This window comes from Streptomyces sp. NPDC058632 (genome assembly GCF_042717095.1).
In the GTDB taxonomy this organism is placed as follows: domain Bacteria; phylum Actinomycetota; class Actinomycetes; order Streptomycetales; family Streptomycetaceae; genus Streptomyces.
In genome coordinates this window covers 44,887-60,507 of sequence record NZ_JBHXQZ010000033.1, presented here as the reverse complement: position 1 = coordinate 60,507, position 15,621 = coordinate 44,887, and the positions used below count along the sequence as shown (strand labels likewise).

General features: G+C 72.8%; 10 protein-coding genes. 5 read left to right on the top strand and 5 right to left on the bottom strand.

The window, feature by feature from the left end; all coding sequences use genetic code 11:
- Positions 1-11: 11 nt before the first annotated feature.
- The gene (locus ACFWVE_RS15200) at positions 12-1,181 is read right to left on the bottom strand and encodes a lactate 2-monooxygenase (RefSeq protein ID WP_384013344.1); all 1,170 of its coding nucleotides are present in this window, start codon (positions 1,179-1,181) and stop codon (positions 12-14) included.
- Positions 1,182-1,517: 336 nt separating this feature from the next.
- Between ACFWVE_RS15200 and ACFWVE_RS15195 the strand changes: the two genes are divergently transcribed.
- Positions 1,518-1,952, top strand: coding sequence for a subtilase-type protease inhibitor (locus ACFWVE_RS15195; protein WP_384013341.1), 435 nt, complete (start codon positions 1,518-1,520; stop codon positions 1,950-1,952).
- Positions 1,953-2,147: 195 nt separating this feature from the next.
- Here ACFWVE_RS15195 and ACFWVE_RS15190 read toward each other — a convergent pair whose 3' ends face one another.
- The 4 genes from ACFWVE_RS15190 to ACFWVE_RS15175 form a co-directional block, all read right to left on the bottom strand.
- Entirely contained in the window at positions 2,148-4,976 is a 2,829-nt protein-coding gene (locus ACFWVE_RS15190) for an NHLP bacteriocin export ABC transporter permease/ATPase subunit (protein ID WP_384013338.1), read from the bottom strand.
- Position 4,977: 1 nt separating this feature from the next.
- A complete protein-coding gene (locus ACFWVE_RS15185) occupies positions 4,978-7,200 on the bottom strand; it encodes an NHLP family bacteriocin export ABC transporter peptidase/permease/ATPase subunit (RefSeq protein WP_384013335.1) in 2,223 nt (740 codons plus the stop codon).
- A complete protein-coding gene (locus ACFWVE_RS15180; RefSeq protein WP_384013332.1) occupies positions 7,197-8,003 on the bottom strand; it encodes an HlyD family efflux transporter periplasmic adaptor subunit in 807 nt (268 codons plus the stop codon). The genes ACFWVE_RS15185 and ACFWVE_RS15180 overlap by 4 nt, the downstream gene beginning before the upstream one ends.
- Positions 8,004-8,154: 151 nt before the next feature.
- A complete protein-coding gene (locus tag ACFWVE_RS15175; RefSeq protein ID WP_055595335.1) occupies positions 8,155-8,370 on the bottom strand; it encodes a hypothetical protein in 216 nt (71 codons plus the stop codon).
- Positions 8,371-9,006: 636 nt separating this feature from the next.
- Here ACFWVE_RS15175 and ACFWVE_RS15170 point away from each other — a divergent pair.
- The 4 genes from ACFWVE_RS15170 to ACFWVE_RS15155 all read left to right on the top strand — a co-directional run bounded on the left by ACFWVE_RS15170 (position 9,007) and on the right by ACFWVE_RS15155 (position 15,600).
- Positions 9,007-10,320 carry a S1 family peptidase gene (locus ACFWVE_RS15170; RefSeq protein WP_384013329.1) on the top strand — a complete coding sequence of 438 codons (1,314 nt, stop codon included), beginning with the start codon at positions 9,007-9,009 and terminating at the stop codon, positions 10,318-10,320.
- A 410-nt stretch (positions 10,321-10,730) separates the two neighbouring features.
- The gene (locus ACFWVE_RS15165) at positions 10,731-13,184 is read left to right on the top strand and encodes a SpoIIE family protein phosphatase (RefSeq protein ID WP_384013326.1); all 2,454 of its coding nucleotides are present in this window, start codon (positions 10,731-10,733) and stop codon (positions 13,182-13,184) included.
- A 356-nt stretch (positions 13,185-13,540) separates the two neighbouring features.
- A complete protein-coding gene (locus ACFWVE_RS15160) occupies positions 13,541-14,608 on the top strand; it encodes a glucose-1-phosphate thymidylyltransferase (RefSeq protein WP_384013325.1) in 1,068 nt (355 codons plus the stop codon).
- Complete coding sequence (locus ACFWVE_RS15155) at positions 14,605-15,600, top strand: NAD-dependent epimerase/dehydratase family protein (protein WP_384013322.1); 996 nt, start codon at positions 14,605-14,607, stop codon at positions 15,598-15,600. The genes ACFWVE_RS15160 and ACFWVE_RS15155 overlap by 4 nt, the downstream gene beginning before the upstream one ends.
- The last annotated feature ends 21 nt before the right edge of the window (positions 15,601-15,621 follow it).

The following is a 15,621-nucleotide window of genomic DNA, read 5'->3' as shown; positions in this document are numbered from 1 at the left end:
TCCCGGGCGGATCAGCCGGTGCCCTCCACGAGGTCGCGGGGCCCGACCGTGGCCGGGGTGGCATGTCCGGACAGGGCGAGGGTGAGGTCCAGCTCCGCGAGCAGACAGCGGATCACATGCTCCACCCCGGCCTGCCCGTCGAGGCCGAGCCCGTAGACGTACGGCCGTCCCAGGAGCACCGCCCGCGCGCCGAGGGCAAGGGCCTTGAAGACGTCGTCACCGGTGCGGACACCGCTGTCGAACAGCACGGTCAGCCGGTCGCCGACCGCGGCCACCACCCCGGGCAGCGCGTCCGCCGCCGCGACGGACCCGGCCACCTGACGGCCGCCGTGGTTGGACACCACCACCCCGTCCATCCCGGCATCGGCCGCGAGCCGGGCGTCGTCCGGGTGCAGCACACCCTTGAGGACGATCGGGCCGTCCCAGTTCTCCCGCAGGAACGCGAGGTCCGGCCAGGTCTTGGCGGGGTCGGAGAACATGCCGACGAAATGCATCACCGCCGCGTTCGGGTCCTCGTGCACGGGCTTGGCCAGGCCTGCCCGGAACGCGGGGTCCGAGAAGTAGTTGGCGGTGCCCACCCCGTGCAGGAACGGCAGAAAAGCCTGGTCCAGGTCGCGCGGACGCCAGGACAGCAGGGGAGTGTCCAGGGTGACCACCAAAGCCGTGAACCCGGCGGCCTTCGCCCGGTCGAGGAAACTCCGGGCGATCTCGGGGTCCTTCGGCCAGTACAACTGGAACCAGCGCTCCGCGTCGCCCATCGCCTCCGCGACCTGCTCCATCGGCGTGCTGGACGCGGAGGACAGCACGAACGGCACACCCTGCGCGGCGGCGGCCCGCGCGGCGGCCGGCTCGGCGTCCGGGTGCATCAGCGACAGCACTCCGACCGGCGCCAGCGCCACCGGCGCCGGCAGCGCGCGGCCGAGCACCTCCACCGACAGATCGCGCTCGTGCACGTCCCGCAGCATGCGCGGCACGATCCGGTGGCGCGCGAGAGCCGCCCGGTTGGCGCGCGCGGTACTGCCGTCGCCCGCGCTGCCCGCCACATAACCGACCGGCCCCGGCCCGAGCCGCCGCTCGGTCAGCTCCTCCAGCCGGGTCAGGTCCGTGGGCAGCCGGGGCACGGCACCCGTCATCCCGTTCAGGTAGATCTCGTACTGGAAGTCCGCCCAGTGCTTGGCCATACGACGTCTCCGCCTCTCCTCGTCGAGCCGACTGAACCATGAACAGAAGGCGTCGCGGAACGGTCTGTCGGGAACGGAAACGGAATGTTTCAGGCCTATTGCGAAGCGGTGGGAATTCGGCCATCTGGCCACTTCGCACAAGCGCTGCCCGTGCGGTTACCGGGTTCACGCTTGTGCGTTCCGTGACTTCACGCCACTGATTCAATACGCAATGTTACCGAAAGCGGCCCGGTCGACGTGTGTTTCCGCGGCGGACTCGGCAGACTCCCGATCGCCGGTCCGGCACCACCGAGCACGGGCCGGCGACTCGTCGAAACGAGCGGAAGGATGCACACAATGCGGAACACCGCGCGCTGGGCCACCACCATCGGCCTGACCGCCGCAGCCGTCTGCGCACCTCTGTCCGGGGCCGCGTCGGCCGCGCCGGGCGGCGCACCGTCCGCGCTCTACGCCCCGTCGGCCCTGGTACTCACCATGGGTCACGGGGAGAGCGCCATGGCCGTCACACCGGAGCGCGCGGTCACCCTGACCTGCGCCCCCGGCCCCTCCGGCACCCACCCGGCCGCGGCCGCGGCGTGCGGGGAACTGGCCGAGGTGGAGGGCGATCTGCACGCCCTCACGCCGAGAGAGGGCGTGTTCTGCACCCAGCAGTACGACCCGGTCGTCGTCACCGTCGACGGGGTGTGGCAGGGGCAGCGGCTCTCGTACGAGCGCACCTTCGCCAACGAGTGCGTGATGAACGCCCACGGTTCGGGCGTCCTCACGTTCTGAGACCGGGACCGCACGGTTCCCGTGACCGCGTGGCGGTCGGGTACTGGGGAGTGCCGACCTCCTCGCGGAACGTGCGGCCCCGTAGAGGGAGGCCGGTGGGCGGAGTGGGGCCGCCCGCCGGCCTCCGGCGTGTCCGGGGGCGGACGTCCGGAGGTGTCCGGGGCCCGCGGCCCGCGGCCCGGTGTCCCGCCCGCGTCACGCCAGCTGACGCCGCACCAGCTCGTGCAGCCGGCCGCCCGGATCGGCGAGCAGCCGGTCCGGCGGACCCTGCTGCACCACCTTGCCGTCCTCCATCACCACCACCCGGTCCGCGTCCATCACGGTGGACAGCCGGTGGGCGATGACGACCCGGGTCGCCCGGAGCGCCCTGGTGCTCTCGATCACCGTGCGCTGCGTCTCGTTGTCCAGGGCACTGGTCGCCTCGTCGAAGAAGAGGATGCGCGGCCGGCGGATCAGCGCCTGGGCGATCATCAGCCGCTGCCGCTGGCCGCCGGAGACCGCCCCGCTGCCCGAGACGATGGTGTGCAGCCCCATCGGCATCCGCCGGATGTCCTCGGCGAGCCCCGCCATCTCGGCCGCCGCCATCGCCTCCTCGGGCGTGTACGGCTCGGTGCCGCAGATGACGTCCAGGAGGGAGCCGGTGAACGGCTGGGCGTGCTGGAGCACCACACCGCACTGGCGGCGTACCGCCGACTGGTCGAGCGCGGCCAGGTCCTGACCGTCGTACAGCACACTCCCCGACAGCGGCCGGTCGAAGCCGATGAGCAGCCGCAGCAGCGTGGACTTGCCGCAGCCGCTGGGGCCGACGACCGCCACGAACTCGCCCGGCCGGACCTCGAAGGAGACGTCGTCGAGGACCAGCGGACCGTCGTCCGAGTACCGGAAGGACACCCGCCGCGCCTCGATCGCCCCGCTCAGCGGGCCCGGCCGGGTACTGGCCGCCCGCACCTCGGGCGTCGCGTCCAGCACCGGCCGGATCTGCTCGAACAACGGCAGCGCCGCCACCCCGGAAACGAACGCGCCGGTCAGCTGGGTGACCGAGGTCAGCACCATCGTCACCGACGTGTTGAAGGTGAGGAACTCGGCCGCCGTCATCGAACCGCGCGCCGGACCCGCCAGCAGCATGAACATCGCCAGCGTGCACACCGGCAGATAGACCGCGCCCAGCACCGCCGTCAGGTTCTTGATCCGGCCGGCCTTCTGCTGGAGTTCCCGACTGCGGGCGAACTCGGACGCCCAGGCCCCGTACGCGTAGTTCTCCGCCGCCGCCACCCGCAGCTTCGGCAGGCCGCGCAGCGTCTGGAAGGCCTGGTTGTTCAGCTTGTTGGTGAGCACCACCAGGCGCCGCTGCCACCGCACCTGCCACAGCCCGAGCCCCGTGAACACGGCGGCCACCGTGAGCAGCATCCCGATCGCCGCCAGCGCCATCGGCACGCTGAACCACAGCAGCAGCCCCAGGTTCATCGCGCCGACCGTGACGGACTGGGCGACCGTCGGCCCGACACCGGCCAGCAGCCGGCGGATCGCGCTGATGCCCATGGCCGCGCTCGCCAGCTCGCCCGTCGAACGCCCGGTGAAGAACGACGTCGGCAGCCGCAGCAGCCTGTCCCACACGGCCGGCTGGAGCGTGGCCTCCACCCGGCCCTCCAGCCGCAGCAGGGTGAGGTTCTGCAGCAGCATGAAGGCGGCGGCCACCACACCGCTGAGCATCACCGCGAGACACACCTGCACGATCAGCCCGGTCTGCGCCCTCGGCACGAACTCACCGAGCACCTTCCCGGTCGCGATCGGTACAAGAGCCCCGAGCGCCACGGTCACCAGACCGCTGAGCAGCAGTCCGGTCAGATCGCCCCGGGTGCCCGCCATGCAGAACCGCATCAGCCGCAGCGGACCGAGCCGCCGCTCGGGCAGCGGGCGGTAGAACATCACCGCGTGCGGTTCGAACTCGGCGGCGTTGGCCTTCTCCACCGGTGTCTCGCGCCCCGTCGCGGGATGCACCGCGACGTAGCCGCCGCGCCGCCACAGCAGCGCGACCGGCGCCCCGGACAGCGCCCGGTGCCCCACCAGCGGCCCGGCGTCGTCCCGCCACCAGTGACCGTCCAGCCGTACGGCACGGGTGCGCAGGCGGGACGCGAGGGCGATCCGCTCGACCGGATCGAGACGGTCGCCGCCGGTGCCCGACCGGGCCGGCTCGGCGAGCGGGATCCCGGCCGTCCGGGCGACCAGCCTGCAGGCCGCGTAGGTGGCGTCCGTGTCGGCCGCGGTCGCCGACTTCGACGACCGTTTGCCGATCGACGCGAGCAGCGTCCGGTCGGCCTGGGCGCGGACCGCCTCACCGGCCCTGATGCCCTCCGCGGTCCGCGTCTCGTGGGTGTGGTCCAGCTGCTCGATCCAGCGGTCCAGCGTGGTCATCAGCCGGTACTGCTGCTCGACCAGGCTCTGCCACACCGCGGAGTCCATCAGCAGGTCGGCCGCCGCCTCGGCTCCGTACAGCGAGCCGTACTGCACACTGCCCGGCGGCACCTGCATCCAGAACACGTCGTCGTCGCTGGGCGCGGCGGCCCGCTCGGCGGCCATCGGCGCCTGGAACAGTACCGACAGACTCCGGCCGACACCGAGGGCGAGGGCGTACTCGAGCGGGCTCGTCGTCGGCGGGACGTACTGCGGGGTCCCGTACTCGTCGTACGACCAGGTCTGGGTGCCCGCGCCCTGGTACAGCCCGCGCAGGCCGATCCGGTGCACCACGCAGTCCCGCAGCGGCCGGGCCACGAGCGTGTGCCGCGGCCCCGCACCCGGGCCGAGCAGCAGCGAGCCCGCCTCCAGCCGGCCCAGATGGTGCCAGTGGCCCTGCTCCTCGGCGTCGACCGCGAACAGGTCCACCGCGCCCGACACGATCAGCCACAGTGTCTGCGGCCCCGCCAGGTCCAGCCGGCCGAACCCGGCGCAGTCCACCCGCGTGCCCAGCGACCCGAGCGCCCCCAGCACGAGGTCGTCCCCGTGTCCCTCCCGCACGGTCGTCGTCATCTCAGCGCTCCCCGACCAGCGCGGCGTACGCGCCACCGCGTGCCACCAGCTCCTCGTGCCGCCCGCGTTCCACGACCGTGCCGTGGTCGAGGACGACGATCTCGTCGCTGTCCCGGACCGTGCTCAGCCGGTGCGCGATCACCACACAGGCACAGCCGCGGCGGCGCAGGTTGTCCATCACCACCAGCTCGGTCTCGGCGTCGAGGGCACTGGTCACCTCGTCCAGGACCAGGATGCTCGGCCGCCGCACCAGCGCCCGCGCGATCTCCAGCCGCTGGCGCTGCCCGCCGGAGAAGTTCCGGCCGTCCTGCTCGACCCGGCTCCGTATGCCGCCCGGACGACGGGCGATCACGTCGTACAGGGCCGCGTCCCTGAGCGCCTCCACCACCGCCTCGTCCGGGATCGACGGGTCCCACAGCGCCACGTTGTCGCGGACGGTGCCCTCGAAGAGGAACACGTCCTGGTCGACGAAGGACACGGAGGCGGCCAGCGCCCCGCGCGCAATGTCCTCGATCCGCCGGTCGTCGATCCGGATCACCCCCTCCCAGGGCGCGTACAGCCCCGAGATCAGGCGCGACACCGTCGACTTGCCGCTGCCGGAGCCGCCGACCAGCGCCACCTGCCGGCCGGGGCCGACCGTCAGGTCGAAACCGGTCAGCAGCGGCTTGTCCAGCGGGTTGTAGCCGAAGGTGATGTTCTGCAGCTCCACATGCCCGTGCAGCCGGCGCGTCGAGCCACCGGCTCCGGGACGGTCGTGGAGCGGGTCGGCCCGGAAGTTCTCCACGTCCTTCAGCCGGGCCACGTCGGCCGCGAAGTCCTGGATACGGCCCGCGACCCCGTTCAGCCGGGTCAGCGGCGCCGTGAACCGGACGACCAGCGCCTGGAAGGCGACCAGCAGACCGACCGTGATGTGCCCCTCGACCGCCCGCATGCCGCCGATCCACAGGATCAGCGCGCTGTTCAGGGTGGCGAGCGTCGGCGCGACCACGCCGAGCCAGGCGGTCGGCACACCGAGCCGCTGCTGTTCCTCCAGCGTGGTGGCGTGCTGCCCGGCCCACTTGCGGAAGTAGCCGTCCTCACCGCCGGTCGCCTTCATCGTCTCGATCAACTGCAGACCGGTGTACGCCGTGTTGGTGAGCCGCGCGGTGTCCGCGCGCAGTTTCGCCGTACGGGTCGCGCGCAGCCGGATGACGATCCGCATCGCCAGGATGTTCAGCAGCGCCACCCCGACCCCGACGAAGGTCAGCTGCGGGTCGTACGTGTACAGCAGCGCCGCGTACAGCACGACCACCACGACGTCCACGCCGGCCGCCGAGAGGTCGCGGGACAGCGTCTCGGCCACGGCGTCGTTGGACTGCAGCCGCTGCACCAGGTCCGCCGGACTGCGCTGGCCGAAGAACGTCACCGGCAGCCGCATGAGGTGCCCCAGGAAGCGGGCGCTGGACAGCGTGGAGGAGATGATCCGGCCGCGCAGCAGATTGGCCTGCTGGAGCCAGGTCAGCACCAGGGTGAGCAGGACGCAGGCACCCATCGACGTGAACAGCACACCCAGCATCGACGTCTGTCCGCCGATCAGGAACTCGTCGATGAAGGTGCGGCTGAGCCCGGGAACCGCCGCGCCGACCGCCACCAGCAGCAGGCTCGACAGCACCACCGCGGGCATCGTCCCCGCCGTGCCGCGCAGCCGGGCCGGCATCGCGCCCAGGACGCCCGGCCTGCGGCCGCCCCGGGTGAAGTCCGGCCCGGGTTCCATGACCAGGACGACACCGGTGAAACTGCCGTCGAACTCCTCCAGCGGCACGAAGCGCCGGCCCTTGCCGGGGTCGTTGACGAACACCCCGCGCCGGCCGAACCGGCGGCCCATGCCGTCGTAGACGACGTAGTGGTTGAACTCCCAGAACAGGACGGCCGGCGCCGCCACCTCGGCGAGCGCGGCCAGATCCATCTGCATGCCCTTGGCGGTCAGCCCGTAACCACGGGCCGCCTTCAGCAGGTTGCCGGCGCGTGAGCCGTCCCGGGAGACTCCGCAGGCGATCCGCAGCTCCTCCAGCGGGACATGGCGGCCATAGTGGCCGAGCACCATCGCCAGCGACGCGGCCCCGCACTCCACGGCCTCCATCTGGAGCACCGTGGGCGTACGGACGGTCCGTGCACGCGCCTTGGGCACCTTGCGCCGGGCGGGGACGGCCCGGCGGTCGCGGGTCTCCCGGGTGGTCGTCGTCATGGCAGCAGCCAGTCGACGGGGCGTTCGTCGGACAGCCGGACGGAGCCCGAGGCCAGGGTCATCGAGGTCAGGGGGAACGGCGGACCGGCCGCCGAGGACCACGCGTAACCGCTCCTGGTGGCGGACGACTTCTCCAGCGCGACCGTGACGGCCACCGGCCTGCCCTCCTTCGTGAACTGCTCGCCCAACTGGCTGTCCCCGAGGAAGGCGGCGATCTGCCGGGCGGACTGCCCGGAGCGGTCCACCGACTTCACCCTGCCGCGCAGCACGCCGTACTCCTGGCTCGGCACCGACTGCACGGTGAGATCGACGGCCGCGCGCGCGGGAATGCCCGCGGCGCTCTCGGCGGGGACGTACACCGTCGCGTACAGCGGGTCCTCGGAGCCGGAGACCTTCTCCACGGCGGCGACGTCCGCGCCCGTCCGGATGATCTGCCCGACGTCGGCGGCGAGCGTGGTGACCCGGCCCGCGTCGAGGGTACGGACGACCGTGTCGCCCCGCCCGGTACGGACCTCGAGGACGGGGGAGTCCGCGGGCAGCCGCTCGCCCTGCTTCGCGAGGACGGCGGTGACCTGGCCGGCGACCGGGCTCTGCAGTACGTAACTGCCCTGCCCGTGCGTCAGGACGGCGGGCGCGGTCACGGTGGAGGTCACCGATCCGGTCACCGCCCACACCGAGGCGGCGGCCATGGCGACCACGGTCACGGCGAGTACCAGCCAGCCCTGCGGGCGGGCGAAGCGCACCGGGAGGTCGAGCTCCTCGGGTGACTGGAGCTTGGCGAGGGCCTGTTGGCGGAACTGCACGGTTCTTCCCTCACCTGCGTGGACTCCGCGAAGGACGAGACGGACTCGGGCGGACCGGGACGGGCCGCCGAGGACGGCGGGGCGTTACGGAAGCAACGCTGAGCCCCGGAGCCGGGGGACGGCTCCAGGGCTCAGCGGCACAACGGCGCGATCAGAGACCGGCGACCAGGTTCGTGACCGGAGCGGTGTTCAGGCCGGTCACACCCTCGACGGTGCCCACGGCCGTGTCGACCAGGCCGGAGACCGGGGCGATGCCGTCCACCGCGCCCGTGAGGGTGTTCACGGCGTTCACGGACAGACCGCCGGAGACGTTGTCGAGCTCGGCGTCGGAGATCTCGACGGTCTCGACCTGGGGGGTGGAGTTCATGGTGGAACTTCCCTTCGTATGGATATGTCACAAGGGGGAGCGGCCTTCCGGGGACAGGGCGAAGGCCGCGGCCGTGGGCCCCGGACCCCCGTCACCAGGTGTCCGAAAAGGCCCTGCGGTGCGATGGATCAAAGCACGCCCCGGGTCCGGCCCTCCACTTGAACAAACCTCTCACCAGGCAACTCGCGGCCGTGTCGCGCCCAAGCGTGCAGAGAAGGCGACGGCCCGGTGGCGGCTTCTTCACAGGGGTCACCGCATCGCCCCCTCCCACCGCTTGCGCACCTCGAGAGGGAATCCGACACATCGGCCCCAAAGGGCACGAGGGGGACGGTCGGCCTGTGGACGACTTCCGGTCGCGGTGACCGGGTTGGGCATTCGATGTGCAGATTCACCGAAGCCGGGATTCCGGACCATGAGGGTGACGGAGTGTGCGCACCCGCTCGCTGTACGTCCCTCCGGGCGGAGGTGTCCGGGCACCGGGCGGGCACGCCGGCCGACCGATTCCGTGTCGCAGACCCACTGACCGCAAACGGATTTGAACGCCCCGTCGGGCCCGTGCGTACCAACAGCCATCCAGGCGCCCCGACAGCCGCCGAACGGCGGCACGACTCCGGTCCCCCCAGGAGGTCGAGAAGTTTGAGTCACAAGCGAATTCCGAAGCGCAAGGCCGCGATAGCGGTGGGCGGTGTGGTGGCCCTCGGCGCCGCAGCGATCCTGCTCCCCAGCGCCAACGCGTCGCAGGACGGTGCGTCGAACGACGCGGCGGCCGCGCCGAGGACCCTCAAGGCGACGGATGCCTCGGACCTCGCCTCACAGCTCGCCGGGCTCCTCGGCGACGCGTTCGCCGGCTCCTACTACGACGGGGACAAGCGGCAGCTCGTCGTCAACGTCGTACCCGGCGACGACGACAACGTGATCGTGCAGGCGAAGGAGGCGGGCGCGACGGTCCGCGAGGTCGACAACAGCATGACCGAACTGGCCGCGGGCGAGCGGACGCTGAAGACCGAGGCCACCATCCCCGGCACCTCGTGGGCCGTCGACCCGCGCACCAACAGGATCCTGGTCACCGCCGACTCCACGGTGACCGGCGACAACTGGGACAGACTGGAGTCCACCGTGCAGGGCCTCGGCTCCGGCATGGCGACCATCAGGAAGTCCGCGGGCACGTTCAAGACCTTCGCCTCGGGCGGCGACGCCATCTTCTCCGGCGGGGCACGCTGCTCGCTCGGCTTCAACGTCACCGCGGACGACGGCGCGCCCGCCTTCCTGACCGCCGGTCACTGCGCGGTCGCGGCCGATCAGTGGTCGGACGCGCAGAACGGCCGGCCGGTCGCCACCGTCGACCAGGCGGTCTTCCCCGGTGAGGGCGACTTCGCACTCGTCCGGTACGACGACCCGGCCACCGACGCGCCGAGCGACGTCGACGTGGGCGGCCAGACGGTCCAGATCACCGAGGCCGCGGAGGCCACCGTCGGCCAGGAGGTGTTCCGGATGGGCAGCACCACCGGGCTCGCCGACGGCCAGGTCCTCGGACTCGACGCCACGGTGAACTACCCCGAGGGCACGGTCACCGGTCTCATCCAGACCGACGTCTGCGCGGAACCCGGCGACAGCGGCGGCTCGATGTTCACCCAGGACGGCCTCGCGATCGGCCTCACCTCGGGCGGCAGCGGCGACTGCACGGTCGGCGGCGAGACCTTCTTCCAGCCGGTCACCACCGCCCTGGCGGCGGTCGGCGCGACCCTCGGCGACGGTGACGGCGACGGCGGCGCGGGCGCCGGGGCCGGTGACCGGGCGGGCGGAGAAGAGGCCGGCGACGTCGGCGGCGAGGACGCCGGTGCGGGCGGCCAGGCCGGCGAGGTCGCCGGCGAGGAAGCGGGCCGGAACGACGGTGCCGATCAGGGCGCAGAGGACGGCGCGGCCGACGACGGCCTGACCGAGACCCACTGACCGAGACCCACTGACCGTCACTGAGCCCCCGGTCCGCCACGACACACCGTGGCGGACCGGGGGCGCCGGCACGCCGGCAGCGGGGGCCCGCACGCGTCCAGCCCGCCCGGGGGCCGAGGCCGGCTCAGCCCGCGGGCCGTGCCCGCAGCAGAAGCGGCACGTGTCGTCCAGCCTGTCCGCCCCCTCGCACGTCCCGTGCCCGGGCCGCCGGCTGTCCGTCTCCGCGCCGTTCCCCGACGGCGTGCCCGTCCGGTCCTGCGGAGCCCGTGTTCCGCCCTGTCGTGTGCTGTCCGCCCCTGTCCCGTTCACGGGTGCCGTGCCCCTGCCATGTTCCGGTCCCCCTGTCCCGGCCCCCGCCGGAGAGCGCCGGAGTGCCGCAGGGGCTGCGCAGGTGTCGTATAAGCGCTGTAATGGCCAACGTGGTCGGTGAGGGCGCTGCGGGACGCAGCACGAGAACGCTGCGCGCGGAAGGTGCCCTCACGACGATCGCCACCGAGCCGAAGTCGCCGGACCGGGTGCGCCGGGTCCTGGAGCAGGCACTGGTCTTCGCCGGCGCCGCCCTCGTCGCGGTGTACACGCCCAGCGGGGACGGCGAGCAGCTGCGTCTGGTGGAGTCGGCCGGGATCCCGCGGACCCTGTGCGGAGTGCGGGACAGCTATTCCGTCGCCGGGCACTCCCCGGCCGCCGACGCGGTACGCGGCGGGCGGCCGGTGTGGCTCGGCCCCGAGGAGCTCGCCGCCCAGGCCCAGGCACGGCGCGTCCCGGCCCGCGACTTCTTCCTCGCCGCGCTGCCCGTGCGCCACGGCTTCGGCGGCTGCCTGCTCGCCGTCAGCGAGCGCCCCGGCGGCTTCGACACCGACGACCGCGTCTGCCTCGGACTCGTCGCCGAAGCGGTCGCCCTTCCCGGGCGGCAGCCCGCGGCCGACGGTGGTGCAGACCCCGCACCGGATGCCTTCGTCCTCGCCATGGACACCGGACGGGTCCGGGTGGGCGACGACATCCTGGACCTTTTCGGCCTCGGCCCGGACGACTTCGACGGACGCGTCGAGACCCTCGTGGGCCTGACCGTGCCGGAGGACCTGCCCTCTGTGATGTCGGTCGTCGAGTCCGACCACATGACCACCGGCGAGCGCGAACTGGAGTTCCGGGTCGTGCAGCCCGCCGGCCCGCCGAGGTGGCTCAGACTGCGCGGCCGGCTGCTGCCGGGCGGGGAGGGGCGCCCGGCCCGCCTGGTGGGTTCCGTCGCCGACGCCTCCACCCTGCGCGCCGACGTCACCGACGTGGCCCGGGTGCAGCGCCTGGCCACCGCACTCACCACCGCGGTCACCGTCCGCGATGTCGGCAAGGCCGTGGTCGCGGCCCTGCGCGGGCCGCTCGGAGCCGACCGGATCGCGATCGCCGAACTGGAGAGCGACCGGCTCGTCGTCACCGTCCTCGACCCGCCACAACCGGACGCCTGGCCGGACCTGTGGCGCGCCGAGTGGCGTACCGAGTGGCCCGAGGCGCCCGTGCGCACCATGCCCACGCTCGCCGCCGTCCTGCGCGAGGGCCGGGTCCGGTTCTGGCCCGCGGGCAGCGCACTGGAGACCTCCCTCGCCGAGGTCGGACCGGGCGGCCTCGCCATGCTGCCGCTGTCCGCGGGCAACCGGACGGCCGGTGCCTGCCTCATCGGCTGGGACACCCCGCACGACTTCGGCGCCGACGAGCGCGCCCTGCTCACCGCCGCCGCCGGTCTCGCCGGACAGGCCCTCATGCGGGCGCGCGCCTTCGACGCCGAGCACGAACTGGTCGGCATGCTCCAGCGCCAGCTGCTGCCGCGCCGCCTGCCCCACCTGCCCGGCGCGGTCGCCGTCGCCCGCTACCTGCCCAGCACCGCCGGCCTCGAGCTCGGCGGCGACTGGTACGACGTGATACCACTGCCCGACAACCACGTCGCCCTGGTCATCGGCGACGTCCAGGGCCACAGCGCCGGCGCCGCCACCCTCATGGGGCAGATGCGCACCGCGCTGCGCGCCTACGCCGTCGAGGGGCACACGCCCGACGTGGTCGTGTCGCACGCCAACCGGCTGCTCGCGGACATGGAGAGCGACCTCTTCGCGACCTGCTGCTACGTCGAGGTCGACCTGGAACAGGGCTCCGCCTGGTGCGTACGCGCCGGGCATCTGCCGCCGGTGCTGCGCCATCCGGACGGCAGTACCGAGATCGCGGAGGCGGAGGGCGGTCCGCCGCTCGGCGTCATGGCGCAGGCCGACTTCCCCATGAGCCCGCTGAGGCTGCGGCCCGGCACGGTGATCGCCCTCACCACGGACGGCCTGGTCGAGACCGTCGAGGCCGACATCGACGAGGGCATGGACCACCTCGCCCGCCGGCTGGCGGCCGCCGACCCGGCCGACCTGGGACTGGTCGCCGACGGCCTGCTCGGCAGGGCCCCGCGCAGCGACGACGTCGCCCTGCTGCTGATGCGCTACGAGGGCATGACCCTGCGCCCGCTGCGGGAGACCTGGACGGTGTGGCGGGTGCCGCAGGCCGTCGGTCACGCCCGCCGCTTCACCCGGCGCACCCTGCGCTCCTGGGGCGTGGCCGAGGACCTCGACACCGCCCTGCTCGTCGTCTCCGAACTGGTCACCAACGCGCTCGTGCACACCGAGGGGCAGGTCCGCCTCGACCTCACCCTCGTCGGCGACCGGCTGCGCCTCGCGGTCGCCGACGCCTCGCCCCGCAGTCCCGCCAAGCCGAACAGCATCGGCTGGGAGGCCACCGGCGGCCGCGGCATCCTGCTCGTCGAGGCCCTGTCGGCGGCCTGGGGGACCCTGCCGGTCAGCGGCGGCAAACAGGTGTGGGCGGAACTCGGCGCGCACCGGTGAGCGGGCGCCGTCCCGGCCGTCGGCAACACTCCCGGCACCGGCCGGTGTCATCCCTTCGGGGGACAGGCCGCCAGGGCCGCGACCCGGTCCCGCCTCGGCCGTCACCGGCCCGGACCGCCTCCGCACCCGACCTGCCCGGACCACACCGCGGGAACCTCCAGCCCGCGTACGGACGTTGACGCACCGGGCCGGAACGGGCCGACGTGCCCGGCAGGCGGGTCCGACGTCCCCGCCCGGCGCGAGTCAGCGGCCGTCGGCCGGAAGCGCGGCGACTGGACGGATCTCGTCGGGGATTTCGTAATGAACCGTTAAAGCAAGTGATGTTCCGTGCGCCGCGCACCACTATGGTGAGGCAGATGAAGGCTCTCGTGCTGTCAGGCGGCGCCGGCACCCGGCTGAGGCCGATCACCCACACCTCGGCGAAACAGTTGGTCCCCGTGGCCAACAAGCCCGTGCTCTTCTACGGGCTGGAATCGATCGCGGACGCCGGCATCACCGACGTCGGAATGATCGTCGGCGACACGGCCGAGGAGATCGAGAACGCGGTGGGCGACGGATCGAAGTTCGGCCTGCGCATCACCTACATCCCCCAGGAACGGCCCCTCGGGCTGGCACACGCCGTGCTGATCGCCCGCGACTGGCTCGGCGACGACGACTTCGTGATGTACCTCGGCGACAACTTCATCGTCGGCGGCATCACCGGACTCGTCGACGAGTTCCGCCGGCACCGGCCCGACGCCCAGATCCTGCTCACCCACGTCGCCGACCCCCGCTCCTTCGGCGTCGCCGAACTCGACGCGGGCGGACAGGTGATCGGCCTCGAGGAGAAACCCGAGCGTCCCAAGAGCGACCTCGCCCTCGTCGGCGTCTACCTGTTCACCCCCGCCATCCACGACGCGGTGCGCGCCGTCAAGCCCTCCTGGCGCGGCGAACTCGAGATCACCCACGCCATCCAGCACCTGATCGACTCCCGCGCCGACGTGCGCTGCACGGTCATCCACGGCTACTGGAAGGACACGGGCAACATCGTGGACATGCTGGAGGTCAACCGGTCCGTCCTCGAAGGCATCGAGCGCCGGATCGACGGCGAAGTGGACGACGCCTCCGAGACCATCGGCCGGGTGGTCGTGGAGGAAGGGGCCCGGATCACCAAATCGCGCGTCGTCGGCCCCGCCGTCATCGCCTCCGGCACCGTCGTCAGCGACTCCTACGTCGGACCCTTCACCTCCGTCGCGGAGAACTGCCGGATCACCGACAGCGAACTCGAATTCTCCATCGTGCTGCGGGACTCCTCGATCGACGGCGTCCGCCGCATCGAGTCCTCACTGATCGGCCGCCATGTCGAGGTGACCCCGGCCCCCAGCGTCCCCAGCGCCCACCGATTCGTCCTCGGAGACCACAGCAAGGTGCAGATCCACTCATGAACCTCCTCGTCACCGGAGCCGCCGGCTTCATCGGCTCCCGCCACGTCCGCAGGCTGCTCGCGGCCGGCGCGCCGAGGACCACCGTGCTGGACGCGCTCACCTACGCCGGTACCCTCGACAACCTCGAACTCGCCCAACCCCGAGTAGAGTTCGTCCACGGCGACATCCGCGACGCCGACCTCGTCGGCACACTCACCGCAGAGGCGGACCAGGTGGTCCACTTCGCCGCGGAGTCGCAGGTCGACCGCTCCATCCTCACCGCCTCCGACTTCGTCCTCACCCACGTGCCCGGCGCCCGGGTCCTCCCCGACGCCGCCCTGCGCCGCGGCGTGGACACCTTCGTGCACGTCTTTACCGACGAGGTCCACGGGTCGATCGCGTCGGGCTCGGCGACCGAGGCGTACCCGATCGAACCCAGCTCCCCGTGTTCCGCCTCCAAGGCCTCCTCCGGCCTGCTCGCCCTCGCCCACCACCGCACCCACGGCCTGGACGTCCGCGTCACCCGCTGTCCCGAGGCCCATCCGACCGCCCCGCGCACCGCCTACGGCCGCTCCAAGCCGGCCGGAGCGCGGGCCGTGCCGGAGGAGCTGTCCGGCGCGAGCGCCGTCGTGCGCACCGCCTGGATGTACGGGGTCCACGGCACCGGCTTCGTGCGGACCATGACCGGTCTCGAGGCCCGCCGCCCTACCGTCGACGTCGTCGACGACCAGCACGGGCAGCCACCTGGAGCGCGGACGTCGCCGCTCGCACGGCCGACCTCGGCCCCCGCCTCGGCGACGACGTGCACGGCGTCCTGCATGCCACCAACTCCGGCGAGGCGACCTGGTCCGACCTGGTCCGACCTGGCCCGGGAGGTGCCGGCTGATGCGCGCCGACCCCGGCCGGGTACGGCCCACCACCCCAGCGGCCTTCCCCCGGCCCGCACCCCGCCCCGCGTACAGCGCCCCCGCGCACGACCGCCGGCAGGACATCGGCCTGCCGGCACCGGGTGACTGGCGCGTCGCCCCGCACGA

Bases quoted from the DNA above. Each gene is read 5' to 3' on its own strand.
- ACFWVE_RS15165 (WP_384013326.1), top strand. From the start codon at position 10,731: ATGGCCAACGTGGTCGGTGAGGGCGCTGCGGGACGCAGCACGAGAACG.
- ACFWVE_RS15200 (WP_384013344.1), bottom strand. From the start codon at position 1,181: ATGGCCAAGCACTGGGCGGACTTCCAGTACGAGATCTACCTGAACGGG.
- ACFWVE_RS15160 (WP_384013325.1), top strand. From the start codon at position 13,541: ATGAAGGCTCTCGTGCTGTCAGGCGGCGCCGGCACCCGGCTGAGGCCG.
- ACFWVE_RS15175 (WP_055595335.1), bottom strand. From the start codon at position 8,370: ATGAACTCCACCCCCCAGGTCGAGACCGTCGAGATCTCCGACGCCGAG.
- ACFWVE_RS15190 (WP_384013338.1), bottom strand. From the start codon at position 4,976: ATGACGACGACCGTGCGGGAGGGACACGGGGACGACCTCGTGCTGGGG.
- ACFWVE_RS15155 (WP_384013322.1), top strand. From the start codon at position 14,605: ATGAACCTCCTCGTCACCGGAGCCGCCGGCTTCATCGGCTCCCGCCAC.
- ACFWVE_RS15195 (WP_384013341.1), top strand. From the start codon at position 1,518: ATGCGGAACACCGCGCGCTGGGCCACCACCATCGGCCTGACCGCCGCA.
- ACFWVE_RS15185 (WP_384013335.1), bottom strand. From the start codon at position 7,200: ATGACGACGACCACCCGGGAGACCCGCGACCGCCGGGCCGTCCCCGCC.